This window comes from Streptomyces sp. SAS_281, from assembly GCF_052542855.1.
This window is the reverse complement of sequence record NZ_JBMNDO010000065.1, coordinates 19,313-43,512: the sequence shown is the minus strand read 5'-3', so window position 1 is coordinate 43,512 and position 24,200 is coordinate 19,313. Positions and strand designations below refer to the sequence as shown.

The 24,200-nt window shown below is 68.4% G+C and carries 17 protein-coding genes and 1 pseudogene; 7 read left to right on the top strand and 11 right to left on the bottom strand.

Annotation, left to right across the window (positions count from 1 at the left end; genetic code table 11):
• Positions 1–124: 124 nt before the first annotated feature.
• Positions 125–511, bottom strand: a complete 387-nt coding sequence (trxA, locus tag ACN6LM_RS23440) for a thioredoxin (RefSeq protein WP_445067349.1) — start codon at positions 509–511, stop codon at positions 125–127.
• 119 nt (positions 512–630) lie between these two features.
• On the opposite strand from trxA, the gene ACN6LM_RS23435 reads away from it, so the two are divergent.
• The gene (locus ACN6LM_RS23435; protein WP_445067348.1) at positions 631–2,067 is read left to right on the top strand and encodes a dihydrolipoyl dehydrogenase family protein; all 1,437 of its coding nucleotides are present in this window, start codon (positions 631–633) and stop codon (positions 2,065–2,067) included.
• Here ACN6LM_RS23435 and ACN6LM_RS23430 read toward each other — a convergent pair.
• Positions 2,024–2,632, bottom strand: a complete 609-nt coding sequence (locus tag ACN6LM_RS23430; RefSeq protein ID WP_445067347.1) for a histidine phosphatase family protein — start codon at positions 2,630–2,632, stop codon at positions 2,024–2,026. The genes ACN6LM_RS23435 and ACN6LM_RS23430 overlap by 44 nt on opposite strands.
• 261 nt (positions 2,633–2,893) lie before the next feature.
• Here ACN6LM_RS23430 and ACN6LM_RS23425 point away from each other — a divergent pair, with 261 nt between their 5' ends.
• Complete coding sequence (locus ACN6LM_RS23425; protein WP_361021048.1) at positions 2,894–3,109, top strand: CbtB domain-containing protein; 216 nt, start codon at positions 2,894–2,896, stop codon at positions 3,107–3,109.
• A gap of 32 nt (positions 3,110–3,141) precedes the next feature.
• The gene (locus ACN6LM_RS23420; protein ID WP_445067346.1) at positions 3,142–3,921 is read left to right on the top strand and encodes a CbtA family protein; all 780 of its coding nucleotides are present in this window, start codon (positions 3,142–3,144) and stop codon (positions 3,919–3,921) included.
• Between the two features lie 71 nt (positions 3,922–3,992).
• Here the strand turns inward: ACN6LM_RS23420 and ACN6LM_RS23415 are convergent, their stop codons facing one another.
• Both ACN6LM_RS23415 and ACN6LM_RS23410 read right to left on the bottom strand, forming a co-directional pair.
• A complete protein-coding gene (locus tag ACN6LM_RS23415) occupies positions 3,993–4,487 on the bottom strand; it encodes a GNAT family N-acetyltransferase (protein WP_445067345.1) in 495 nt (164 codons plus the stop codon).
• 66 nt (positions 4,488–4,553) lie between these two features.
• Positions 4,554–4,901 (bottom strand): tetratricopeptide repeat protein, encoded by a 348-nt coding sequence (locus tag ACN6LM_RS23410; RefSeq protein WP_445067344.1) that lies wholly within the window; start codon positions 4,899–4,901, stop codon positions 4,554–4,556.
• Between the two features lie 121 nt (positions 4,902–5,022).
• Here ACN6LM_RS23410 and ACN6LM_RS23405 point away from each other — a divergent pair, with 121 nt between their 5' ends.
• Positions 5,023–5,988: a pirin family protein gene (locus tag ACN6LM_RS23405; RefSeq protein ID WP_445067343.1), complete on the top strand. Its 966-nt coding sequence runs from the start codon at positions 5,023–5,025 to the stop codon at positions 5,986–5,988.
• A gap of 295 nt (positions 5,989–6,283) precedes the next feature.
• On the opposite strand, the gene ACN6LM_RS23400 is transcribed toward ACN6LM_RS23405, so the two are convergent.
• Positions 6,284–7,444, bottom strand: a complete 1,161-nt coding sequence (locus ACN6LM_RS23400; protein ID WP_445067342.1) for a DUF3500 domain-containing protein — start codon at positions 7,442–7,444, stop codon at positions 6,284–6,286.
• A gap of 100 nt (positions 7,445–7,544) precedes the next feature.
• Positions 7,545–8,603 (bottom strand): FAD-dependent monooxygenase, encoded by a 1,059-nt coding sequence (locus tag ACN6LM_RS23395; protein WP_445067341.1) that lies wholly within the window; start codon positions 8,601–8,603, stop codon positions 7,545–7,547.
• Between ACN6LM_RS23395 and ACN6LM_RS23390 the strand changes: the two genes are divergently transcribed.
• Both ACN6LM_RS23390 and ACN6LM_RS23385 read left to right on the top strand, forming a co-directional pair.
• Positions 8,560–9,099 carry a nuclear transport factor 2 family protein gene (locus ACN6LM_RS23390; RefSeq protein WP_445067340.1) on the top strand — a complete coding sequence of 180 codons (540 nt, stop codon included), beginning with the start codon at positions 8,560–8,562 and terminating at the stop codon, positions 9,097–9,099. The genes ACN6LM_RS23395 and ACN6LM_RS23390 overlap by 44 nt on opposite strands.
• A 337-nt stretch (positions 9,100–9,436) precedes the next feature.
• Positions 9,437–10,585 carry a flavin reductase gene (locus tag ACN6LM_RS23385; RefSeq protein WP_445067339.1) on the top strand — a complete coding sequence of 383 codons (1,149 nt, stop codon included), beginning with the start codon at positions 9,437–9,439 and terminating at the stop codon, positions 10,583–10,585.
• A gap of 71 nt (positions 10,586–10,656) precedes the next feature.
• Here the strand turns inward: ACN6LM_RS23385 and ACN6LM_RS23380 are convergent, their stop codons facing one another.
• The 5 genes and pseudogenes from ACN6LM_RS23380 to ACN6LM_RS23360 form a co-directional block, all read right to left on the bottom strand.
• On the bottom strand, positions 10,657–12,225 hold the full coding sequence (locus tag ACN6LM_RS23380; RefSeq protein WP_445067338.1) for an RICIN domain-containing protein: 1,569 nt from the start codon (positions 12,223–12,225) through the stop codon (positions 10,657–10,659).
• A 94-nt stretch (positions 12,226–12,319) separates the two neighbouring features.
• Positions 12,320–16,270, bottom strand: a complete 3,951-nt coding sequence (locus tag ACN6LM_RS23375; protein WP_445067337.1) for a glycoside hydrolase family 2 TIM barrel-domain containing protein — start codon at positions 16,268–16,270, stop codon at positions 12,320–12,322.
• Between the two features lie 115 nt (positions 16,271–16,385).
• Positions 16,386–18,965 (bottom strand): glycoside hydrolase family 97 catalytic domain-containing protein, encoded by a 2,580-nt coding sequence (locus ACN6LM_RS23370; RefSeq protein WP_445067336.1) that lies wholly within the window; start codon positions 18,963–18,965, stop codon positions 16,386–16,388.
• A 586-nt stretch (positions 18,966–19,551) separates the two neighbouring features.
• A pseudogene (locus tag ACN6LM_RS23365) lies at positions 19,552–20,035 on the bottom strand (transposase); the annotation flags it as partial.
• 93 nt (positions 20,036–20,128) lie between these two features.
• Positions 20,129–20,452 carry a DUF6191 domain-containing protein gene (locus ACN6LM_RS23360; protein WP_445067335.1) on the bottom strand — a complete coding sequence of 108 codons (324 nt, stop codon included), beginning with the start codon at positions 20,450–20,452 and terminating at the stop codon, positions 20,129–20,131.
• A gap of 462 nt (positions 20,453–20,914) precedes the next feature.
• On the opposite strand from ACN6LM_RS23360, the gene ACN6LM_RS23355 reads away from it, so the two are divergent.
• The gene (locus ACN6LM_RS23355) at positions 20,915–23,872 is read left to right on the top strand and encodes an NACHT domain-containing protein (RefSeq protein WP_445067334.1); all 2,958 of its coding nucleotides are present in this window, start codon (positions 20,915–20,917) and stop codon (positions 23,870–23,872) included.
• Positions 23,873–24,200 lie beyond the last annotated feature (328 nt).

The window sequence follows — 24,200 nt, the reverse complement described above, 5'->3', positions numbered from 1 at the left end:
TCCGTGTGGTGTGTTCCTAGACAGCTCCACCACATCGGAGGTCTTCGCCATGTTCAAGACCTGCCGAGTGTCAACAACGCTCGTGATCAATACACCTAGGCCGCCCAGCGGGGGAGGGGCGGTGCTACTGCTGTCCCTCCGCCTTGTCCTTCTGCTGCTCGGCCTCGACGGACTTGCGCACCTCGTCCATGTCCAGCTTCCTGGCCTGGCCGATGACGTCCTCCAGAGCCGCTTCCGGCAGTGCGCCGGGCTGCGCGAAGACCGCCACGTTGTCCCGGACGATCATCAGCGTGGGGATCGACCGGATCTCGAAGGCCGCCGCCAGCTCCTGCTGCGCCTCCGTGTCGACCTTCGCGAAGACCAGGTCCGTGTGGCGCTCGGACGCCGCTTCGTACACCGGGGCGAACTGCCGGCACGGGCCGCACCAGGAAGCCCAGAAGTCGATCAGGACGAACTCGTTGTCGCTGACGACCTGGTCGAAGTTTTCCTTGGTGAGCTCTACGGTGCTCATGCGTTGCTCCCTCTTCCTGTGCCCGTATGAGACGTGTCCGGGTCAACGGTGCCCGTTCTCGTGCTATTCCGTGCCTGCCCATGTGGCCGCCGTCCACACCCCCCGCCAGAATGGGCCGCATGACACATGGAGCGGAGCCTGTCGAGTACGACGTCGTGGTCATCGGAGCAGGTCCGGTGGGTGAGAACGTGGCGGACCGGGCCCGGGCCGCCGGGCTGACCACCGCGGTGGTCGAGGCGGAGCTGATCGGGGGTGAGTGCTCCTACTGGGCGTGCATGCCGAGCAAGGCGCTCCTGCGCCCCGTCGTCGCCCGCGCCGACGCCCGCCGCGTCCCCGGCCTGAGCGGCGCCGTCCAGGGTCCGCTGGACGCCGCCGCCGTCCTCGCCCACCGCGACGAGTACGCCTCGCACTGGAAGGATGACGGCCAGGCCGCCTGGCTCGACGGGATCGGCGCCGACGTCATCCGCGGCCACGGCCGGCTGACCGGCCCCCGGCAGGTCACCGTCACCGCGCCCGACGGCACGGAGCACCGGCTCACCGCCCGGCACGCCGTCGCCGTCTGCACGGGCAGCAAGGCCGTGGTCCCCGGCCTGCCCGGCATCGAGGACGCCCGCCCCTGGACCAGCCGCGAGGCGACCAGCGCCAAGGCGGTCCCCGGCCGGCTGGTCGTGGTCGGCGGGGGAGTCGTCGGCGTCGAGATGGCCACCGTGTGGAACGCGCTCGGCGCGAAGGTCACCATGCTCGTACGCGGCAAGGGGCTGCTGCCCCGGATGGAGCCGTTCGCCGGTGAGCTGGTCGCCGAGGCGCTCACCGAGGCCGGCGCGGACATCCGTACCGGCGTCTCGGCCACCGCCGTACGCCGCGCGGACGGCGAAGGACCGGTCACCGTGGAACTCGACAACGGCGAGAGCGTCGAGGCCGACGAGGTCCTCTTCGCCACCGGCCGCGCCCCGCGCACCGACGACCTGGGCCTGGAGACGGTCGGCCTGGAACCCGGCTCCTGGCTCACCGTCGACGACACCTGCCGGGTCGAGGGCACGGACTGGCTCTACGCGGCCGGAGACGTCAACCACCGCGCGCTCCTGACCCACCAGGGCAAGTACCAGGCACGCATCACGGGCGACGCGATCGGGGCCCGCGCGCAGGGCAAGCCGCTGGACACCGCCCGCTGGGGCGCCCACGCGGCGACCGCCGACCACGCGGCCGTCCCACAGGTCGTCTTCACCGACCCGGAGGCCGCTTCGGTGGGCCTCTCCCTGGCCGAGGCGGAACAGGCCGGCCACCGGGTCCGCGCCGTCGACTACGACCTCGCCTCCGTGGCCGGGTCGGGTCTCTACGCGGACGGCTACCGGGGCCGCGCCCGCATGGTGGTGGACCTCGACCGCGAAGTCCTGCTGGGCGTCACGTTCGTCGGCCCCGGCATCGGCGAACTGCTCCACTCGGCGACGATGGCGGTCGCGGGCGAGATCCCCGTCGACCGATTGTGGCACGTGGTCCCGTCGTACCCGACGATCAGCGAGGTGTGGCTGCGGCTGATGGAGACGTACCGGGGGTAGGCGGGGAGAGCGGCTGCCCGACGCGCAGGTTCCAGCGCCCCGAGCGGCCGCTCAGCTCCGTCAGCGTGAGCGGGGCGACGTCGAGGCGCCAGAACGCCCGGGGCGGCAGCGCGAGCGCGTGGACCACGGCCGCGCGCACCAAGGACGGTTCGGCGACGGCCAGCACTCGGCCGGCACCGCTCACCGAGTCGAGCCAGGCCCCCGCCCTCGCGCACAGGCCGAGCAACGACTCGCCGCCGTGCGGGGCGGCCGAGGGGTCGGCCAGCCAGGCGGCCACCCCCTCCGGCTCGCGCCTGCCCACCTCGTCCAGCCGGGCGCCCGACCAGCGCCCCAACTCCCAGTCCAGAAGGGCGGTTTCGACCGCCGAGGGTAGGCCCAGTGCCTCCGCCGTACGGGCGCACCGCTCGGACGGGCCGTGCACCGCCCGGTCCGCGTCCGGGACATGTGGTGCGGCCAGCCGTGCCATACGCACACCCGACGCGTCGAGCGTGGCGTCACCGGCGAACCGGGCCTCACGCAGCGCCGCGTTCATCGCCGGTGAGATCAACATCACCCGTACCGTCATACCCGCCCTCAACTCCCGCAACAGAGGCCCCGCGGCCCAGCACACCATGGCATCCCGGCCACGCGAGCCGCTTGCACGGGGCATGGCGGAGCCAGGCGCTCAGGCGGTATGGTCGCGGCGACATGACGAGGGTGTGACGGAAGTCCGGTGAGAATCCGGCACGGTCGCGCCACTGTGTACCCGCGCACGCGGGAAGTCAGACCCAGCACCTTCGTCTCAGGCACCACGAACGGGACGCGTGTTCCCACAGGAGGTTCTGCCATGGCACAGAGTGCTGCCCCCGCAACCGGCGCACCCGCCATCACTCCCATCTCCCTGAAGGCCATTGCCCCTTGGGCGGTCTTCTTCGGCATCCTCATGCTGGTCCTGCTCTACTTCGTCGGCGCCGAACAGGGTGCCACGGCCCTCATCTCGGGCGAAGGCGTCCACGAGTGGGTCCACGACGGCCGTCACCTGCTCGGCTTCCCCTGCCACTGACCGCCCTACCGGCTGATCCAGGGGAATCCCTCATGAACTCCATATCTGTCAGAGCCCTGTTGATCCGGGGCATGCTGGCCGGACTGGCCGCGGGCGCGCTCGCGCTGCTCGTCGCCTACTTCCTCGGCGAGTCCAGGGTCGACGCGGCCATCGCCGTCGAAGAGGCCGCGCACAGCGCCCACGGCCACCACCACGGCGCCGGCGAGGAACTCGTCAGCAGGGGCGTGCAGTCCACCGCCGGCCTGGCCACCGGTGTACTCGTCTTCGGCGTCGCGGCCGGCGGCATCGCCGCACTCGTCTTCTGCTACGCGCTGGGCAGGGTGGGCCGGTTCGGCCCCAGGGCCACGGCCGCGCTGATCTCGGGCGCCGCGCTGCTCAGCGTATACGTCGTGCCGTTCCTGAAGTACCCGGCCAACCCGCCGGCCGTCGGCAACCCCGACACCATCGGCAGACGCACCGCGCTGTTCTTCCTGATGGTCGCCCTCAGCGTGCTGCTCGCGGTCGCCGCCGTCATGGTCGGCAAGCGGCTGGCACCCCGTCTGGGCAACTGGAACGCGACGGTCGCGGCGGCGGCCGGTTACGTCCTGCTGATCGCTCTCGCCTACGTGTTCCTGCCCTCCTTCAACGAGGTCGGCAAGGACTTCCCCGCCACGCTGCTGTGGCAGTTCCGGCTGGCCACGCTCGCGGTGCAGGCCACCCTGTGGACCGCGTTCGGCCTGCTCTTCGGCCACCTCACCGAACGGCTGCTGGTGCCGAGGGCCGACACGCTGTCGGACGGCCGGACGAACCGTACGGCCGCCGCCGTGGGCTGACGCCCGCGTACGTGCCGTTGTACGGCGGAGCCCGCCGGGTGCTCCGGGCGGGCTCCGCCCGTTCCACGCTTCTACGCCGTCCACTCGGCCAGGTAGTACTTCAGCGAGGCGTCCTCACCCACGAGGCGCATCCCGGCCGCCGTCATGACGTGCTGCGAGGGGATGTTGCCGGTGTCGGCGTCCCCGCGCACCCGGGAGACGCCCTGTTCCCGGGCGAACCGCAGCAGCGCCCGCAGCGCCTCGGAGGCGTAACCCCGCCCGCGCGCCGACTCCACGAGCCCGTACCCGATCGTGACGCTGCCCCGATCGTCCGGCGCGCCGTGGAAGCCGATGCCGCCGATGACCACACCGTCGGTCCGGAGCCGTATCTCGTACGAGCAGAACGGGCTGGGATCGCCGGTGTCCGCGCAGGTCGTGAGGAAGCGCGAGGCGGCACCCCGCTCGCCGGGGGAGGGATAGCCGGGAGCCCAGCGCGCCCCGGCCGGCGGCGACCCCGCGGCGACGTGCTCGGCGTCGGCGGGGCTCATCGGGTGCAGGAACAGGCGCGGCGTTTCAAGGTCGTTCATGGTCCTGTGGAGTATCACGCCGCCGCCGTTCCCGGCACCCGGAATATGCCGGGCGCCGGGACGCGCTCACGCCGGACCGAGGTCACCGGAGAGCGCGGCGGCCAGCCGCAGCTGTGTGTCCGCCTCGGCCTGCCGCCCCTGGCGCTCCAGGGTCCGGCCCAGCATCAGGCGGGCGTAGTGCTCGACCGGGTCGCGCTCCAGAACCGACCGCAGCTCCGTCTCGGCCCGTCCGAGGCTCGCCGAGTGGTAGTAGGCGCGGGCCAGCAGCAGCCGGGGCGCGACCTGCTCCGGGACCTCCGCGACGAGGCCGTCCAGGATGCGTGCCGCGGTCCCGTACTCCTTCGCGTCGAAGAAGAACCCCGCGCGCTCCCAGCGCTCGGCGGCGGTACCGAACTCGTAGTAGCTGTCGCTCATGTCGTCTCCTCGGTCGGGCGGGTGTCCGATCCGCACAACACCCACAGGTGGTTTAACATTCCACTAATTGTCCGGCGTGGGTGTCACCCGCCCCCGCCCGCATCGGAATAGGTTGAGCGCCATGAGCAATCTCGATCGCCAGGCCGTCCCCACCGTCTGCGGGGGCCGGGGCTTCGTCGTCGCGGAGCCCGTACGTGAACTGCTGGCCCCGCGCACGGTGCGGCTCGGCGAGTCAACCGAGGTCCGCAGGCTGCTGCCCAACCTGGGCCGCCGGATGGTCGGTGCCTGGGCCTTCGTGGACCACTACGGCCCCGACGACATCGCCGACGAACCCGGGATGCAGGTGCCGCCGCACCCCCATATGGGCCTCCAGACCGTCAGCTGGCTGCACGAGGGCGAGGTCCTGCACCGCGACAGCCTCGGCAGCCTCCGGACGATCCGCCCGCGTGAACTCGGCCTCATGACCTCCGGCCGCGCGATCAGCCACTCCGAGGAGAGCCCCAAGCAGCACGCCGCCCTGCTGCACGGCGCCCAGCTGTGGGTGGCGCTCCCGGACGCGCACCGCTTCACCGAACCCCACTTCCAGCACCACAGCGACCTGCCCGCGGTCACCGCTCCCGGCCTCACGGCCACAGTGATCCTGGGCGAACTCGACGGCGCCACCTCGCCCGGCACCGCGTACACCCCGATCGTGGGCGCCGACCTCTCCCTGACCCGAGGCGCGCGGGCCCGGCTCCCCCTGGACCCCGACTTCGAGTACGCCGTGCTCTCGATGTCCGGCGAGGCGGAGGTCGACGGTGTCCCGGTCCTCCCCGGCTCCATGCTCTACCTCGGCTGCGGCCGCACCGAGCTCCCGCTCCGCGCGGAGTCCGACGCGGGCCTGATGCTCCTGGGCGGCGAGCCGTTCGAGGAGGAGTTGATCATGTGGTGGAACTTCGTGGGCAGGACCCAGGACGAGATCGCCCGGGCCCGCGAGGACTGGATGGGCGGCGACCGCTTCGGCACCGTACACGGCTACGACGGGCCGCCGATCCCGGCCCCGATGCTCCCGGACGTAGCCCTGAAGCCCCGAGGGCGTGTACGTTGACCTGCGGTTTTCCGAGTTCGGGGACGTCGGGTCCCGTTCGCGGCTCAGCCGTGGGGATGACGTGCTCCCACCCGGCCGGGACGCGCCCAGGAGGGGGATGGTCGGCGCCTTTCCCCGGCTTCGGATGCGTAGCCACGGTCGCGCACGATCAGGGGATGTCGGCGGTCCGCAGCTCTGTCGACGAGGCCCCGGACCCGGAACTGCGGCCGTGGCCTGTGCGGACTGGCCTCCGGCGCAATGCGGGGCGCCAGAGGTGATGCGACGGCCTCCCGGTCTCGCACTGTTTCCGTAAGCGTTATCCCCCGGCTGCGGTCTCGCCGGCCGGCGTTGTCCCGGGGGAGCCCGTGTGGTCGTGGGCGAGGTGGTGCTGCATGAGGAGATCCGCGCCGAAGTCATTCGAGGGATCGCGCCAGACGCTGTGCACGTGGTTGGCGTTGTCCTCGGCGTTGTCGAATTCGACCAGGGTCGCGGGCCCCTGGATGCGGAAGTAGTGAGGCTGGTCGATGGACGTGCCGCCGGCCCATGCGAACCGCAACTCCTCGACACCGCCGACCGCGGCGATGCGGTCCATTTCGAAGCCGACCAGGCCGGGGCGTGCGCGCTCGACGAACAGGGCGAGCAGAGTGTCGAAGGCGGTACGTTGAACCGGCGAGAGATCGCCGACCCGCACACCGCGAGGATGGGCGCGGAAATAGGCGAGAGCCCTGCGGTCGGCATCGGTGATCATCGCGTCGCGTCGGCCGACCCCATGGTAGGCGGGGTACTCGATGTCGCCGATCGTCTCCACGGTGCGCGTCACGAAGTCCGCCGGGGGCCTGGAGTGAATGATTGCTTCATTCCTCTGTGCGTGCGCGAGGCCGTCCAGCAGGACGAAGCCGGCGTCCTCCTCCTCGCCAAGGATCCGGAACGGGCCGAAACGGGCTGGTTCGGCGCCGAGCAGGAACGGGGTGGCATTGACCAGGTCTCCGTCCGCCACGGTCACGTTGATGGACAGGTGGTGACCGACCAGGCGCCATCCCCAGTCGCTGTCCGGTTGTGGTTGACCGAAGAAGGTGAGGAAGTATCCACGGGCATCGCGGAGAGTCGGGGCGATGTGACCGAACAAGGGGAGATTGAGCTCGCGCAGCACATGCTCGTTGGCCATCACCTGGACCACGCGTGCGTACGCGGGAGTCGACATCGATTCGGCGATGAGCCGGTGCGCCAGTACCTCCTGATGGCGGTCGAGCTCGCCGAGCGCAAGGCCGTGCCGGCCGGACTCGGGAAGGAAGTTCCAGTGCGTGCGGCCCGGGTCCGCGGAGGGCAGCAACACCTTGGCGCGCTGTTCGGTGGTCAGACCGTCGAACAGCCCCATCGCGGCAAAGGTGATGGCCGTTGCGTCGAACGAGCCGTCCGGTCGTGGCAGATGCGCCTCGGGAAGCTTGCCGTCGTGGTGTGAATGCCGGGTTCCCGTCATGCTGTGATGCCCTTCCTCGTCAATTGATCAGGATTTCATGCGCTGTCGTCTGCCGGAACACGGCCGGGCGCGGGGGACGATCGTGGTGGCGGCGACTGGCTCACCGGTTCTCACCATGACGGGCGGCGGAGGAGCGCCGTCGGCGCTGCCGCCCCGCGGCGGGCCGCAGGGTCCTCCGCAGTTGCGAGACGAACTCGGGTACATCCGTCTGCGCGCCGGCCGCAAAAACATAGAAGTCCGGGCGCGCGAGGAAAGCTTCGCACCCGTGCTTGGCGAACCACCGCTCGTAGACGCCGTCCAGATCATCGACGGTGCCCCGCTCGGAGACATCGGCGATGACACCGCCGATCTGCCGGAACCAGGCGATGTCAGCCGCGCTGAGGGACAGGGCGGGATCCCCGGCGCGACTGATCAGCTGCCAGCCCCCGCCGATCACATCGTCGAGCAGTCCTTCCCGTCGACCGCACCGAACCCTTCCCTGCGGCGCCAGCCGGCCCACCGCGCCTGTGCGCGCCATCGCCAACGACGGCTCGCCGAGCCTGGGGTGCGGAGGCTCCCGGGTGTCGGCGACGGAATCGCGGGACAACCGCCGCATCTCGGCATCGCGGGCGGCCGCCTTGTCGGGGTCGAGCTCACAGATGACCCGTCCGGCTGCCACCGCCTCGTCGATGATTTCCCGGACGTGGCCACTGCGTTCCGAACCGTAAGTGTCGAGCACCGAGGGTGCCGAAAGGCCCTGATGCGTCATCGCAATGCGCCAGCTGAGAGCACGCGCGTCACGCAGACCCGCGCAAAGCCCTTGACCGAGGAACGGTGGCATGAGGTGGGCCGCATCACCGGCCAGGAAGACATTCCCTCTGCGCCAGGCACATGCCCAACGCCCACGGAACGTATAGACGGCGTGCCGTTCCAGGTGAGCTGTCTCCGGGGTCACGCCCCAGGGTTCCATGAGGCGCCAGGCCGTGTCGGCCCGATTCAGCGCGTCGACAGCCATGTCGGCGTGGCGCATGAACTCGAACCGCCGCCTGCCCGGTCCGCTGTTCACCGCGGTCGCGGGCTGTGCCGGGTCGCAGTACTGGGCTTCGAATACTGACGAGGAAGAGGGACGGAACCGCATGATCAACGACGACAAGGCCGCGGTCATCGAGGCCTTGAACATGTACGCCTTCGCGCTCGACACGCGCCAATGGGACCTGTTCGACCGTGTATTCACCAAGGACGTGGAGGCTGTCTTCGGTCCGGCCGGAGCGGCCTGGGTCGGCCTGGAAGAGTTCAAGGCATCCTTCGCCGGCTTCCACGACAGCCTCGACAGCCACGTCCACACGATGATGGGCCAGCTGGTCACGGTCGACGGGGACGAGGCGAACGCGTTCAGTTACGGCACTTGGATCCTGGTGCGCGAGTCCGCTGAAGGCGGGCCCACCTGGACGGGAACCGGCTACTACGACGACGAGCTCGTTCGTACCGACGAAGGCTGGCGTATCAAGCGGCGCGTCTGCCGACTGTTGACGTGGACCGGCAACCCCGCAGTCCCCGAGCCGCAGCGCGAACACCAGCCGGACATGAACGCGGTCGGGCTGCACCAGTTCGCCAAGGAGGGCGACATCGCCTTCCTGAAGGCGATCGGCGAGAAGGAGAAGAGGAGGCGCCTGTGATTCGCGTGACCGCCGCGAACGGCAACCGGGGAAAGCGCCTCATTCCGACCCTGGTGGCGGCAGGAGCCGAGGTGCGCGCCTGTGTCCGCTCCGCCGGGTCGGCGCAGGCGCTCCGTGCCGGCGGTGCGACCGACGTCCTGGTCGGTGATCGGCCGACCCGGCGGTACTGGCTCGTGCCATGCGCGGCGTGGAGACGGTCTACTCCGTCGGGCCCGCCCTCCACCACGACTTCATCGGGAGCCCAACGTGCTGACGTGGCTGCTCGGTCGGCCGCCCACGACCTTCGGAGAGTCCGTTCGGCGGGAGCTCGCGCCGTCCAAGATCAAATGGAGTAGCCATGTCCCGGCCCATAGACGCCACCCTCTTCCGTGAGACCTTGGGGCACTACCCGACGGGCGTAGCCGTGGTCACGGCAGTGACGGACGAGGGGATACCGGACGGCATGGTCGTCGGGACCTTCTCCTCGGTTTCGCTCGATCCTCCGCTGGTTGCCTTCTATCCGGCGTGCGACTCGCGCAGCTTCGCGCGCCTCCGCAGCGCCTCGGCGTTCTGTGTCAACGTCCTGGCATCCGACCAGGAGCCGCTCTGCCGGCAGATCGCAACCAGGGGGGAGGGCAAGTTCGACAGGGTCGGCTGGCGGCCCGGCCCCTTGGGAGCGCCCATTCTCAACGGAGCTGTGTCGTGGATCGAGTGCACCTTTGAGGAGGTTCGTGAGGCGGGCGATCATCTCATCGTCCTGGGCCGGGTCCATGACCTTGCCGTCGAACGGTCGACGCTGCCGTTGCTCTTCTTCCAAGGCGGCTATGGACGGTTCTCACCCGGGTCCTTCGTGGCCGCACCCGATCCCGAGCTGATCCAGGCAGCGCATCTCGCTGAGACGATCAGGGCTCAGGTGGAGGAGCTCAGCGCTGAGTTCTCGGTCAACTGCAGTGTCCTCGCCAGGATCCGTGACGACGCGGTCCAGGTGCTCGCCATCAACCGGGATGCGGCCGGTGGCTCACCCCCGCTCGGGCATCGGCAACCCGTCATTCCTCCCATGGGAGCCGTATTCATGGCGGACGCGGTGCCGGCGGCGGTCGACGCGTGGCTGCGACGCGCGCCGGACGACAGCAAGGAGACCCGGGATCTCCACAGTGCGCTGCTGGACAGGGTCCGTGAGTGCGGATACTCCCTCCTAGCCGCGGAGCCACACCTGCTCGAGCGCCATCGGGCAGCTCTGGCCGCCTTCGAGCAGTCGGACCGCCTGCCACGCCAGGAACGCGCCGTCCGGCAGGCGACCGTGGAGTTGGCCGGGCTCTTCTGTCCCGACCTCGTGCCGGGACAGAAGTACGACCTCGCTTCGATCGTCGTTCTCATGCCCACGACGCCCGAGCTGCCCCCGATGGCTCTCCGTATGACGGGACTACCCCCATCGGCATCGACGGCTGAGGTCGAGTCGTGGATCGACGGCCTCAAACGGGTCGCCCAAGGCGTGGCTGCCGCCTGACCCTGCCGGTTCCGGTCCGCAGCCGACGAAGCACAGGGGGGAACCCGTGTGGACGGCTCCCCCCCCTCGTGTCAGACCTCGATGAGCTTCCACTGCTGCGGGGTACCGCCGTTGTCGGTCCACTGGATGACGGCGGTGCCCCGGCCCGTGGCATTACCGTTGTCCAGTACCTTGCCGCTGAGGCGGCTGGTCAGTCTGTAGGTGCCGTTGCCGGTACTGGTGATGCCCCATTGCTGCTGTGGGCCCCCGTTGTCGGTCCACTGGATGACCGCGGCGCCGTCGCCGGTGCTGTTGCCGTTGTCGAGCGCCTTTCCGCTCTGCTGGTTGACGAGCTTGTAGTAGCCGGAACCGACGCCGGTGACCTTCCAGCGCTGTGCCGTCCCTCCGTTGGCGGTCCACTGCATCGCGGGTGCCCCCTCCGCGCCGGTGCTGCCGTTGTCCAGGGCTTCTCCGCTGCGTACACAGATCAGCTGGTAAGTGGATCCGGACACGACGGCGGGTTCGGGTGGAGTGGCCGGAGTGACTGCTTGCATGACCACCGACCCGATGGCTTCGACCGCCCGGGTGTCGTCCCGGGGGGTCTGCGCGTCCCATCGGTTCCAGGTCAGGTTCAGGTCGGTCCGCCGTGCGTTCCATGCCGCGTCCGCGTTGCGCTTCATGAAGTCGTAGTACTGACCCCACAAGTTGTTCTCGCGGACGAATTCACCCATCCCTCGGGCGAATTCGGCCTGCCAGGTGCCCTCTCGCTGGCCGTTCGTCATGATTCCGTTGCTGGTGCGATCCCGGATGACCCAGTCGACCGTCCGTCTGGCGTCGTTGAACAGGCTTTCTCCGCCTTGATGGCGATAGATGGCCTGAGCCGCACTGACGAAGGCGCCTGCCGAGTACACGGTCTGCCCGGTCGACACGCTTCCGTTGGCCTGGATGTTCTCGTGGACGCCGCCGGTGGAGCGGTCCAGCAGCGTGTTCCATGTCCAGTCGTAGATCGCGCGCGCCTTGTCCAGGTAGGCGCGGTCACCGGTCGATTGGTGGATCAGACAGCCGAGAACGACCGCGGGGCTGTTGCTGAGGGCACTCTTCTCGTTCTTGTCGACGCTCCACCAGACACCGCCGCCCAGGGCACCGTCCCAGCCGCGGCCATGAACCCGGTCGAAGGCGTAGCGCGCCTGGTTCAGATAGGTCTCGTTGCCCGTGATCCGGTAGCCGCGTGCGAAGGCCAATCCGGCCCAGAGCAGATCGTCGTTGTAGTCGTTCCAGTTCCAGTCGTATAGGCCGCCGCCTCCCTGGTTCTGCTGGAGGAAGGTGTCGAGAAGGCCGCTGATGAGTCCGCGGGTCTCGGAGGTAGGAGCGCTGTCGTAGACGTCCTCCACCGTCTGGATGTCCAGGGCCTGACGCCAGAAGTAGTCCTTTTCCGCGTTGCCGAGGGAGGTCTTGTAGTAGCGCCGGCCGCCGTCGGAGATGAGGAAGGCGGAGTTGAGCGCGGAGAAGGCCGCGTTGGCATTGCTGGTCCCCAGAGTCGATGCGCGCGGCGCCTCGTGCGAGGACCGCTTCAACGTTCCGGCGAAAGCTGGGGCGGTTGCCGTGGCCATGGCGATTCCCGTTGCCGTTGTTGCCGTGAGGAAGGTTCTCCGTCCGATCATGCGTCTCTCCTGGGTGTGATGCGGGCGTACTCGGGAGTGTGGGGATCCCTCAGTTGCTCCGGGCGCGATGCGCGGATGAGCAGGCGTATGACGGCTATTCGGTCGCGGTGGGGCGACGGGACGCGGCCATCGCGTCTCGGACGTCCGCGAGCGGTCGCAGCCTGTAGGTGTATGAGTAGTCCCGGTCGGCGAAGAGCTTGTACTCGTCGTGGGTCTGCGCGCCCCAGCTGGTGTCACCACCGACACCCATCTGCCGGTGGCTCAGGCGCAGAACGACCTGCTCACGCGGGGTGAGTTGATGGTCGTGGAGGGCGCCGGATGACAGGTCCTCGGGGGTGTAATGGGAGGCGTTGACCTCAAGCAGCGGCTCACCGGTGGCGAGCAGGCCGGAGCCGCTGCCGTCGGTCAGCGCCATCCAGCGCACGTCCGTCTTGTTGCCGTTCTCCTGAGGGCGGATATAAGGGGTCCACTGCCCGGTGACGGTGCCGGAGTAGAGGCCCACGTCAGTTCCGTTGTTGCGGTCCCAGTGGTTCTCCTCGGGGCCGCGGCCGTAGTAGTGCACGTGCTCCAGGCGATGGGGCAGGTGGAGCAGGGTGCCGACCTCGGGGATGTACGGCAGCGAGGACGCGCCCGGGTGCAGGGTGTTGGTGACCTTGATCTCGGCGTTCCCGAAGACGGTGTAAGTAGTGGAGTACGTGGACTCGGTCGAGGTCGGCAAAGTGCCCCGGACGGTGATCTCCACTGCCTTTGAGCCCAGCTTCCGCACCTGCACGTCCGACACGGTGCGGTCCGCTCCGGCGTGGCGCCAAGTGGCGTTGCGGGTGTTCTGGTCGTTTCCGAGGTCGTTGTCCGTGGGGGCGCGCCAGAAGTTGGGGGCGGGGCCGGAGACGATCAGTTCGGTGCCGCCGGCCCTGTACGAGTTGATGACACCGTCGGCCTTGCCGATGGAGACGGAGAAGCCCTTGCCGGTCACCGTGACGGCGCCGTCACCGTCCACGTGACTCAGGTCCGGCACTCGGCTCAGTGGTACCGGGGCGACCCTGGGGCTGCCGGCGTCGACGGGAAGTTGTTGCTTGGCCACTTCGAAGCCGGCTCCCGCCCACTTCGTCGCCGTTCTGGTGGTGAACGACAACTGCAGGAAGTACTCCGTTCCCGGCTCAGGGTTGGACGGCATCCGGAAGGGGACGGTGATGTCGCCATCGGTCAACGGTGCGATATCCATGGCCCGGCGGGAGAGCTCGCCGCGCTGGACGGGCCTGCCGTCGGCGACGAGAGCCCAGGTACCGCGGAATTCGGTGAGGTTGGTGAACAGGTATTCGTTGGTCAGCCTGACGCGCCCGGACGCGAGCGCACCGGCCCCTGCGGCGGGTGCGGCGTTGATGGCCTGGTGGATCTGCTTGACCTCGGCCGCCTTACCGCCGGTGCGACGCTCGGCGGTGACGACGCCGTTGGCGCAGAAGTTGCCGTCGTTCGGGTTGTCTCCCCAGTCGCCGCCGTATGCGAGGTAGGTGGGCTTCTCCGGTCGCATCTCGGTGTAGGTGGCGGTGGAGGCGTCGAACCACAGCCGTACGCCGTCGCCACCGGCCTTGCGGCTGTCGTCCGCCAGCTCGGCGGGGGACAGGGCGCGCGCGTAGACCCGAGCCTGCCGGATCGTGCCGCTGAAGACACGGGTGGGGTTGTCGGCGTCCGAGCCCAAAGCGACGGGGGCATCGATGCTGCCGGGTGTGCGGTCGGTGACTGTGGTGGCCCTGGCCATGCCATCGATGTAGAGGGTCAGGGTGCCGGCGGTGGCGTCGAACACACCCGCGACATGGTGTTCGGTCCCGGTCCAGTCGGCCGGCAGCGCGGCGGCGGCACTGATCCATTCCCCGCCGGAGTAGATGAAGAATTCGAGCGTGCTGCCGGTCTGCTTGAGGGAGAACTGGGTGTCGCCCTTGGCGACGATCGGCTGGTCCCCGCCGACTGCGCCGGGTGTGGCCCAAGCCTCCAGGGTCAGCGAGCCGTTGAGGTCCAGGGATCGGTCGCGCGTGAAGGCCGCGCCACCGGTGAGGCCCTTTCCCGGGTCGAAGTGGGAGGCGGCGCCGAGGTCGGCGGTCAGCCTTTTCGGCCCGGTTTCGGTGAGGAGCCTCCGCGACGGGGTGGGCCATCGCAGTGACTGGTCGGCGAAGTCCCAGATCCAGCCGCCCTGCAGCACGTCGTAGGAGCGGAAGACGTCCCAGTACGCCTTGAAGTTTCCATTGGAGTTGCCCATCGCGTGCGAGTACTCCTGGAGAATGTACGGGCGGGTGTCGGAGGTGTCCTTGGCTCGTTTCTCGACGTCCCACGGCTGGGTGTACATCTCGGAGCGGATGTCGCTGACCCCGGGTCGGCTGTCGCCCTGGTACTGGATCACGCGAGTGGGGTCGTAGGAGTGGATCCAGTCGTACATGGCGGAGAAGGCCGACCCGGCCCCGGCCTCGTTGCCGAGCGACCAGATCACGACGCAGGGGTGGTTCTTGTCCCGGTGGACCATGTGCTGGGCGCGGGCCACACAGGCCTTCGTCCAGTCCTCGTGGTCGGCCGGGTAGCTGTCGCTGACGCCGTGGGTCTCGAGGTTGGTCTCCGCCACCAGGTACAGGCCGTACTCGTCGGCGAGCTCCAGCCACACCGGGTTGTTGGGGTAGTGCGAGGTCCGGACGCTGTTCATGTTCAGCCGCTTGATGACCTCGATGTCCCTGACCATGTCGGCCCGGGTCAGCGCGGAGCCGTGGTCGGGGTCCATCTCGTGCCGGTTGGTGCCGCGGAACGAGATGGGCTTGCCGTTGATGCGCATCAGCCCGTCGGTGAGCGCGAACTCGCGCAGCCCTACCCGGTGCGAAAGAGTCTCGGTCACTCGCCCGGACGGGTCGCGCAGCCGCAGCACGGCCGTGTAGAGGTACGGATGCTCTGCCGACCACAGACGCGGGGCGGGAACGGGGGAGGCCGCCTGGACGGTGACGTCCGTGCCGACCGGAACGGCGCCGAGGTCGGCGCTTTGCCGCAAGGGGCGCCGCCAGACCGGGTGCCCGTCGGCGTCGTAGAGCTGGGTTTCGACTGTGTACGAGCCACGCCACGCCCCTGCGCCGTACGCGCGCACGGACGCGGTGACGGACAGCTGGGCGGTGGCGTGACCGTCGCCGAGCGGGGTGTCGAGCTTGAAGTCGCGCAGGTGGACGGCGGGGGTCGAGTACAGGAAGACCGAGCGGAAGATACCGCTCAGCCTGATCATGTCCTGGTCCTCCATCCAGTCGCCGTCGGAGAATCGGTAGACCTCGACGGCGATGTGGTTGGTGCCGGACGTCAAACGATCGGTGATGTCGAACTCGGCGGACGTGTAGGAGTCCTCCCGGTACCCCACCTGCTCCCCGTTGACCCATACGTAGAAGGCGGATTTGACGCCCTCGAAGTGCAGGAACACCCGTCGGCCGGACCAGTCGCGCGGCACGGTGAAAGTGCGGCGGTATTGACCCACGGGGTTGTACTTGGTCGGTGCGAATGGCGGCTGCGCGTTCTCCCCGCGACCGTTGGCACCCCACCAGGGATAGGTGATGTTGACATAGATGGGGAAGTCGTAGCCGTGCTGCTGCCAGACCGAGGGGACGGGAATGGTGTCCCAGGAACTGTCGTCCAGGCCAGGCCGGAAGAAGTCGGAGTCCCGCTCGTCGGGGCGGTCGGCGTAGGCGAACTTCCAGACGCCGTCCAGATCGCGCCGCCAGGGGGATTCGGTGCGGTCGCATGCGAGCGCCTGGTCGATGTCCGCGTACGGCATGAGCGTCGTGTGGGACGGCTCGGAACCGACGTCGAAGATGGCGATGTTGTTGTTCCACTCCGGGTAACCGTTGGCCGGCGGCTCCCAGCCGGTGGCAGCCGAGCCGCTGGCGGGTGCGGCGCCGGATGCGGTCCCCGCACTGAACGCGCCGAGGGCGAGTGCTCCGAAGCCGGACGCGCCTGCCTCCAGGAGGCGCCGGCGGCTCAGGGGGCGGTGAGCAGGGCTAGGCGTGTGACCGTTGGACATCGACTGTGGCATGACACCTGTCCTTCGAGGACTGGAAGGGGTTCGAGCGCAGGGAGAACAGACCGGGAGGCCCCCGCCGGTCGCGGACGGGAGCGCCCGTCCGCGACCGGTTGACGGCCGGGTGGAATCAGCCGCGGGCCCACCTCTGGTTGGCGCCTCCGTTGCAGGACCAGATGACGGCCTGGGTTCCGTTCGCCGTGCCGCTGCCGTAGGCATCGAGGCACTTGCCGGAAGCCACTCCGACGATCGAGCCGTCGGACCTGACGCGCCACTGCTGGCTCGCCGAGTTGTTGCAGTCACTGATGATGACGGCGCTGCCGTCGGCGATCGCACCGCCGCTGACGTCCAGGCATTCGGTGGGGAAGACCCGGAGCTGGTTCGAGGCCGTGGATGTCCACGTCTGGTTGGCGCCTCCGTTGCAGTCCCACAGGGCGGGCCGGGTGCCATTGTCGGCGTTGCTGTTGGGCACGTCGAGGCAGCGACCGGAGCCCGCGCCTCTCACCGGGCCGGTAACCGCGCCCCGTGACCATCTCTGGAGGGCTCCGCCGTCGCAGGCGCGGATCGCGAGCGCCGAACCGGCGGCGGTGAGGCACTTGTCCGAGGCGGGGTTGAGGACGGAGCCGTCGGGGCGGACTGTCCACTGCTGGGCTCCGGTGTTGTTGCAGTCCCAGATCTGCACCGGAGTACCGTCAGCGCTCGCACCCCCGTCGACGTCCAGGCACTTGCCGGCGAACACGGTGAGCTGCCGCGCGGGAGTCTGTGTCCACAGCTGGTTGGACGCACCGTGGCAGTCGAAGAGCTGCACATCCGTTCCGTTGGTCTGAGCGTTGTTGGGCACATCGACACACAGGCCCGACTCCTGGCTCTTCAGGACGCCGTCGACGTCGGCCGACCCGCAGGTCGTCATCCCCGCCGTGTACTGGCACAGGGCGGAGGCGAAGCCACCGTTGCGCTGCATGGGTACGGACAGGGTGTCGGAGGCGGTGACCACCTTGGTCTCCCGGACGAGCGGGCCGGGCCCGTCCCGCACCGTCTCCAGCAGCCACTGGCCACCCCCGAGGAAACTCAGCGGTGTCTGAAACGTCTTGGCCGCGATGGACGAGATGCCGCCGACGAACCACCTCTCGCCCGAGCGACGGGCCACATACGCCTCCTGACCGGGACTGCCGGCAAGCAGCCTGGTCTCGTCCCAGGCGGTCGGCAACTGGTCGAGGATGCGCAGTGCGTCGGGCCGTGACTGGTAGCTCTCGGGGTTGTCCGCGTAATGCTGCCACCCCGATTCGAACACCACGGCGGTCGCCAGCTCATGGGCGTCGGTGGTGTCCCGGTTGTTCATGCTGAAGACAACCGGTGTGAAGTCCATGCTGGAGATCACGTTGCGGGTGAACGGGAGCACCGTGTTGCGGGCGGCCCTGTTGTTCTGCTGTTCCGCGCCGTAGACCGCTTCACCGGTCATGACATGCGGCCAGGTGCGCTGCATGCCCCGTTCTGTGGCGGCACCGTGGAAGTTGACGAGCAGCTTGAGCTGGGCGGTCTGGGCGAGCACGGCGTCGTACCACTTCAGCGTGGGCTGGGTGTACTCGTAGCTGAAGTCGATCTTCACCCCTGCTACGCCCCAACTCTTGACGAGGGGAAGCCAGGTGTTGCGCTGTTCCGCCGTCTGGAGGGCGGCACTGTTGAACCAGGCGATCACCTTGACACCGCGCGCGTCGGCGTATTTCACGAGGTCCGGCATCCAACTGGACTGCCATCCCTCGTCGACCAGGACGTAGCCCCAGCCGTGGTGCTGGGCGAAGTCGATGTACTTGCGCTGACGGGCGGGATCGGAGGGGCTGGAGTGTTCCGTCAGCCAGGACCAGGCGGAGGCGCCCGGCTTGATCCAGGAGGTGTCGCTCACCTTGGAGGGCTGGGCGAGGTCGTCGACGAGCGTGGACGTGGTGACGGTCGCCAGGTCGCCGACCGCGGCGGTGCGCCACGGGGTGGACAGGGGCAGTTTCGTGGTGACGGGGGGACTGGTCAGGCTCGTCGTGTATGTGGCCGATCCCGCGGCGTGCGTGAGGCGGCTGCCGGCGTAGCGGCCGTCGAGGTCGGTCTCGGCCAGCAGCGCGTAAGCGGATCCGACCTTGAAGAGCGCCGGGACGGCATAGTCGTTGGCCGGGGCCCCGCCCGCGGTCGTGTGAATCCACTGTCCCTGATCCTCACGATGGCCCGGGACCAGCCAGGCATCGGCCGAGGACGGAACTGTCCAGGACGATGCCTCGCGTTCGACCGTCACGTTCCCCGAACCGGGCAGGACGTACCGGTAGGCGGCGCCTGTACCCGACACCCGCACCACCACGTCGAGGCGGGCGCCGCCCGCGCCTGTGAAGGACAGGGTCGCCTGGGTGAAGGCCGTCTGCCGGGCGCGCTGCTTCCCGGTCGTCATCGTGTACGACTCGGTGACCGTCCTGTCTTGCCGGCCGGTGAATGCCAGGCCCTTCGTCAGGTCGGCGGCACTGGTCTCGATGCCGATGGGGGACGCGGCCAGCACGGTCGTTCCTTGGCGGGACACCGCGAACCGTAACTGTCCGCTGTCACCGTCCAGGGTGACTTGCGCCGAAACCGGAGCGTTCGCGTTCGGGCCCGCGACTGTCCAGGAGGTGACTGCGGCGGCTGCCGCACGGGAGGTTGCTGCAGGAGAGAGAGCGACGGTCAGTGAGGCGACCATCGCACAGATGATCACGAGCGCAGTTCTGACTCTGCTTATGGACACGGCATACCCATTCGATGGGGGCGAGGGATGCCACACAGTGTGGAGTTATGTTCGTTCGCGCGTCAACGCTCCGAACAGAAATCAACAAAAAGTCGCCCTGCGGTGGATGGATGATTGCTCCTCATGGGAGCAGTGCACACGTGACGACGGCGATTACAACCTCGTTTGTCGGCACGAACATAGACGCGGCGACTGCGGGGCGTAAAAACTGCGTAGGCGGCCTCTTCTGGGGCGGCATGTTGACATCGCGTCGTGTTCGCCCTCTCGGTCGGGGGCGGGTTGCCGGTCGCAGCCGTGCGGGTGCACGCGTCTTTCTGATCGGAAGGGATCGATGGCGCTGCATCTTGCCGACTCTTTGCCAGGGGATCCCAATCCCAGGTGTACGGCTTTTCCGGAACCGACCACCGATATAAGAGAGTAATGCGAGTTCCCGCAGTCTCTTCAAGACATCGTGGATATCGTCTCGTCGTTCCCAGCGGATGCGGATGCGGATGCGGATGCGGATGCGGATGCGGATGCGGATGCGGATGCGGATGCGGATGCGGATGCGGATGCGTCGGAAGCCTGTGTAGCCAGGTGATGGTGCGCTCGACCACCCAGCGGTGAATGCCGAGGCCGGATCCGTGCGCGACTCCGGGGCGGGCTGCCGACGAGCCCGGAACCGGGGGGGGGGGGCTTCGCCAGGTGCGGCAGGAGCTGGGGGACGTCGTTGCGGTTGCCGCCGGTCAGCGACTCCGCGAGCGTGATGCCCTGGCCGTCGACGAGGAGATGGTGCTTGCTGCCCGGCCGTGCGCGGTCGACCGGGATGGGGCCGCTATCGGGCCGCGCCGAGCGGCCCGGACGTGGGAGGAGTCGATCACCGCCCGCGACCAGTCGAGCTGCTTGGCGGCCCGCAGTCTCGCCGGCAGGATGAGGTGCGACTGGTCCCAGACGCCGGCGTTGTTCCAGGCAGCCGGCCGGCGCCGGCACGTCACGCCGGAACCGAAGCCCAGCTCTTGCGGCAGGTACTCCCACTGAATCCTGGTATGCCTTCGACCCTGGCCGAATACTTTCTGGCCTTCACCGGGATCTCGGCCAGCCTGATCTGCTACCGAAGGCTCAACCTGTGAGCCGGACCTTCATTGGCGCCTCCGGACCACGGCTGTCCCCGCGTCCAGGTCGATCCCCATCCTCGGCGGAGCACCGTCGAGCGTGTCGTCTCGCAGGGCAAGTTGCTCCTGGCGTCGCTCAAGCTGCACACGTTTGTTGGCATTCAAGAACGCATGCAGTTCATCGGTGACCGTGGCGCCGACACCCAACCCGCCGGCGGGCGTCCGAGCTCTCAAGAGGCGACACAGCCACTTGGGGCGCCCGACTCGCACCAGTACATGGCGGATCGACGCCAGCATGAAGGGGACGAGTACTAACACCGCCATGATCAGCAGCCCTGACAGCATCATCATGCTGATTCAACGTCCTGATCACGCACCCGGTTCCAACGAGCGCGGCTCCCCCTCTACGTGAGCGGCCCGGGCAATCGAAAGACATCACCCGCCCTACGTGCCACCACAGACGTCCGCTGCCTCAGTCGGCCCGAATCGTTCCACCACCCGAACTGCAATGAAGTACGCCTGGCAGAAGAGAACGTGCTTTTAACGCACATCCCCTCGGCCTCACCGTGTCCGACAGCCGCTTTCGCCTGCACCGCTACGCACGGTTGCTCCTGACCGGGGGTCCGTCGCTGGAGGGGCTTGCGGAGCGGCCCGCCCCGCGCCGGTGCGGGTGTGCCTCCGGCGGTTCCTCTTTGGGCGCCCCGCCCGGACTTGCAGATTCGGCTGTGCCGTTGCACGTCGCGGGTTTCGACCCGGAGACTGTTGGTTGCGTGCAGGGGGCGGCTCAGTGCGCTGTCATCGAGGGGGGGGCACTTGAGTATCGAAGCAGCCATCGCGGGTCGACTGGCCGGTGTCGTCGCCGGGCCCATGGTGGGGCGTCTGCAGCGGGAACTGGCTCGCCGGGGGCGGGCCAGGGGGAGCCTCGCGCACGCCCTGGACCGGATCGCTGCGCCGGATGGACGGCCCGTTTCTCCGACCGCCCTCCTCAATGAGCTGCCACACGGGGTGAACAACCGCGACGTGCTCGGTTGCATAGAGACTCCGGAGTTCAGGGCTCTCGCTCAGCAGTTGATGGCTGTCGAGATACTCGATGGGGACCTGAGGGCAGCGACGAAGATCAAGTTCGCTTTGCGGGACTTCTTCCGGAGGAGGTTCCCGAACGCGGATGTCGCCGCCCTCAACAACTACTCGGAACTTCTGTTCGTGCATCTGCACCGCAGGTGCGAGGGGCTGGCCCGCGAGCTTCGTGCCGCTCTGAAGGACGAGTCACAGGCCATCGACTGGGCGCACGCCACCTTGGCCCGAGCCACCGCGGACTCGATCGAGTCGTACCTGGCGGTCCTGGCTCGTCCTCATAGGCTGACGGCAGAGGACCGCGACGAATGGACGCAGCGTTACCGGAAAGCGTTTTCGCTGCACGAGGAGATACCACTTCCCGACCTCGGGAACCGCCGCAGGATCCACTACAGCGACATATTCGTGGAGCCCACCCTGATCCACGGACAGGCGGGAAGCCGGACCTCCTTCGACGACTTCATCGACGCCATAGACCGGACCGTGCTCCTGGGCGACCCCGGGGCCGGGAAATCGACGAGCAGCGCCATATCCGCAGCACTGCTGTTTCAGCGGGACCGATTGATACCCTTCTACGTGGTGATGCGTGAAGTCGACTTCACCGCCTCGGGGTTCTCGCTGGTGCGGGCAGTCGAGGAGCAGTTGTCCCACCGGTACCAGATCAAGGTCCCGCAGGGACTCATCGAGGAGCTCCTTCTCGAGGGCTCCGCGCTGCTGGTCTTCGACGGTCTCGACGAAGTGCAGTCCGCGAGCCTGCGTCGGAGGTCCTCAGAAATCATTGAGACGGCGAGCCGCCTGTACCCGCTGTCGCGTGTTCTCGCCACATCACGGATCGTCGGATACAGCTCGGCGAGGCTGAATCCCGTGACCTTCCACGAGTATCGCATCCAGCCGTTCGACGACGGGCTCGTCCTGGAGAACGGTGAGGTCCGCGCTTACGTATCCAAGTGGTTCTCCGTCGGATCGCGTCTGCCGGAGCCTCCCGACCAGGTGACCGACGCGTTCATGAGGGAGAGCGCGAGCATCCCCGACCTGCGCTGCAATCCGCTCCTGCTGGCCTATATCTGCGTGCTGTATCGGGGGCACCGATTCATACCGCGCAGCCGGGCGCAGCTGTACAAGAAATGCGCAGAGCTCCTTCTGGCCGACTGGGACAATTTCCAGGGGCTTCCGGTCGACAGCGAGACGGATCTCGACACCGTACGGCACACCCTTGCCGCGCTGGCCTACCGGTCCATCACAGACCCCCAGTGGCTGGCGGGCATGCCGGAGGCCGACGTGAAGACGGTCGCTGCGGCAGCGATGTCCGACGAGTCGGTGCCCGCGCTGGAGGAGGCGCGCCGGTTGGCAGAAAACCTCGTTGACCTGTGCCGCGGCCGTGCGTGGATCTTTACGGAACTCGGAACGGAGGTGGACGGCTCGGGAGTCTTCGGCTTCACGCATCAAAGCCTTCAGGAGTACTTCGCGGCCCTTCACCTGGCGCGCAACAGCGGAACCCCCGAACTGCTGGCGGATCGTCTCCTGCCCGAGCTCACGGGCGGACGATGGGAGATCCTCGCCCAGATCTGCATGAATCTGGCGGACGAGAAATGGGCCGGCGGGAGCAGCCGAGTCGTCACCCGGATGCTGGAGCGCGGGCAGACGACGGAAGGAGATGCCCTGCGGACCCTTGTCGAGTTCATGGCTCGCCGGCTTGACGTCGTCAAGATCAACGTGGCGACCATGCGACTCCTCATGAAACTCGCCATCGAGAGTTACATATCCACCGGTTCCGGGGAGCTCCGCGAGTTTCTGTCACCTTCGGGCCCCTACCCGGAAGCGGCATGGGCGGCATTTCAGGCTGTCGCCGAGGACCAGTTGACCCTGGAGGCGGACCGGGAGACACGCCACGGGCTGGCCGTGGCGTGGCTCGTGGCGAACGTCCACTACCTGCCCGCGTCGCCCCGTGATCGACGAGCGGTGAGCATCCACGCCGATCCCGTCCGAGCGCATCTCGACTCCGTGGAGGGCCTGCGGACTATCGCCCTCAACGCGCTGCACCACTCTCCGGCCGGCTGGGCTCTTTCCCTGTACACGGGTGCTGCCAACATCCGGATGCTGGCGAGCCCACAGGCTCGGAGAGCCGCGGGACCACCCGACGCCGCGCACAGCAATGTCCTGTCCGTCATGCTTGACACGGCGGGCACCCCCAACTCGCTGGGACCCATCTCGCCGGCCGCGTGGGTCTTCGACAGCCTCGGCGGTACGGGTGTCGGCCGGACACAATACGGACGGGCCCGCGAGGCTCTCGCCGATCTCGCCACGATGTTGGGGGACCCGATGGACACCCTGGTGAATCTCGACATCCCACGGCTCGACGACCGGTTCCTGGAGTACTGGAACACCTGCGGTGCCGCCCGCTGCGACAGGGCCGTTCGGGAGTTGTACGAACAATCCGGAGGCGCCGACCGTGGTGGGAGCCCGGATCTCACCGGGTTGATCTACCTGTGCATGGCCCTCATGGAACTGTTCGAAGAGGCTTTCACCGCCCAGGTCAGGTACCCGCTCTCGCTCGCCCTGTTGGCCAAGGCCCGCCGGGAGGACTCGCAGGCCTTGGCGCCATTGCTGCCACGACTCCTGTACCCCGCCCGCCGGTTCGTGGAGAACTGGTCCGAGGGCAGGCACATCTGGAACATGGACAGAGCGGAGGTCTCCTGAGGGCTCGCCCACGGGGGCGGGTGGGACGTGGGCTGCGACCCGAAGGGCGAGTTCACGGCACTGCTCGCCAGTACACCCGTCAGATCGGCGCCGAGGGCGGCGTTCGCGCCGTATGGGGTGGCGCCGGCCCCGGTGCAGCGGGGATCTCACCGAGCGGATTCGTCAGGTGGCTGCTCGGGACCGAGGACCTGCTGGTAGAGCCGGCGGGCGGCCGCCGTGCTTCGATCCGGCCGATCACCGCGAGCGTCACGCCGTCGAGTGCGGGATCAACCGTCCGCTGACCGCCAGTTGTCATGGGCGCAGCCCGCACAGCTCGCACCGGGGCCGC

Bases quoted from the DNA above. Each gene is read 5' to 3' on its own strand.
- trxA (WP_445067349.1), bottom strand. From the start codon at position 511: ATGAGCACCGTAGAGCTCACCAAGGAAAACTTCGACCAGGTCGTCAGC.
- ACN6LM_RS23435 (WP_445067348.1), top strand. From the start codon at position 631: ATGACACATGGAGCGGAGCCTGTCGAGTACGACGTCGTGGTCATCGGA.
- ACN6LM_RS23430 (WP_445067347.1), bottom strand. From the start codon at position 2,632: ATGACGGTACGGGTGATGTTGATCTCACCGGCGATGAACGCGGCGCTG.
- ACN6LM_RS23425 (WP_361021048.1), top strand. From the start codon at position 2,894: ATGGCACAGAGTGCTGCCCCCGCAACCGGCGCACCCGCCATCACTCCC.
- ACN6LM_RS23420 (WP_445067346.1), top strand. From the start codon at position 3,142: ATGAACTCCATATCTGTCAGAGCCCTGTTGATCCGGGGCATGCTGGCC.
- ACN6LM_RS23415 (WP_445067345.1), bottom strand. From the start codon at position 4,487: ATGAACGACCTTGAAACGCCGCGCCTGTTCCTGCACCCGATGAGCCCC.
- ACN6LM_RS23410 (WP_445067344.1), bottom strand. From the start codon at position 4,901: ATGAGCGACAGCTACTACGAGTTCGGTACCGCCGCCGAGCGCTGGGAG.
- ACN6LM_RS23405 (WP_445067343.1), top strand. From the start codon at position 5,023: ATGAGCAATCTCGATCGCCAGGCCGTCCCCACCGTCTGCGGGGGCCGG.
- ACN6LM_RS23400 (WP_445067342.1), bottom strand. From the start codon at position 7,444: ATGACGGGAACCCGGCATTCACACCACGACGGCAAGCTTCCCGAGGCG.
- ACN6LM_RS23390 (WP_445067340.1), top strand. From the start codon at position 8,560: ATGATCAACGACGACAAGGCCGCGGTCATCGAGGCCTTGAACATGTAC.
- ACN6LM_RS23395 (WP_445067341.1), bottom strand. From the start codon at position 8,603: ATGTTCAAGGCCTCGATGACCGCGGCCTTGTCGTCGTTGATCATGCGG.
- ACN6LM_RS23385 (WP_445067339.1), top strand. From the start codon at position 9,437: ATGTCCCGGCCCATAGACGCCACCCTCTTCCGTGAGACCTTGGGGCAC.
- ACN6LM_RS23380 (WP_445067338.1), bottom strand. From the start codon at position 12,225: ATGATCGGACGGAGAACCTTCCTCACGGCAACAACGGCAACGGGAATC.
- ACN6LM_RS23375 (WP_445067337.1), bottom strand. From the start codon at position 16,270: ATGCCACAGTCGATGTCCAACGGTCACACGCCTAGCCCTGCTCACCGC.
- ACN6LM_RS23370 (WP_445067336.1), bottom strand. From the start codon at position 18,965: ATGGTCGCCTCACTGACCGTCGCTCTCTCTCCTGCAGCAACCTCCCGT.
- ACN6LM_RS23360 (WP_445067335.1), bottom strand. From the start codon at position 20,452: ATGATGATGCTGTCAGGGCTGCTGATCATGGCGGTGTTAGTACTCGTC.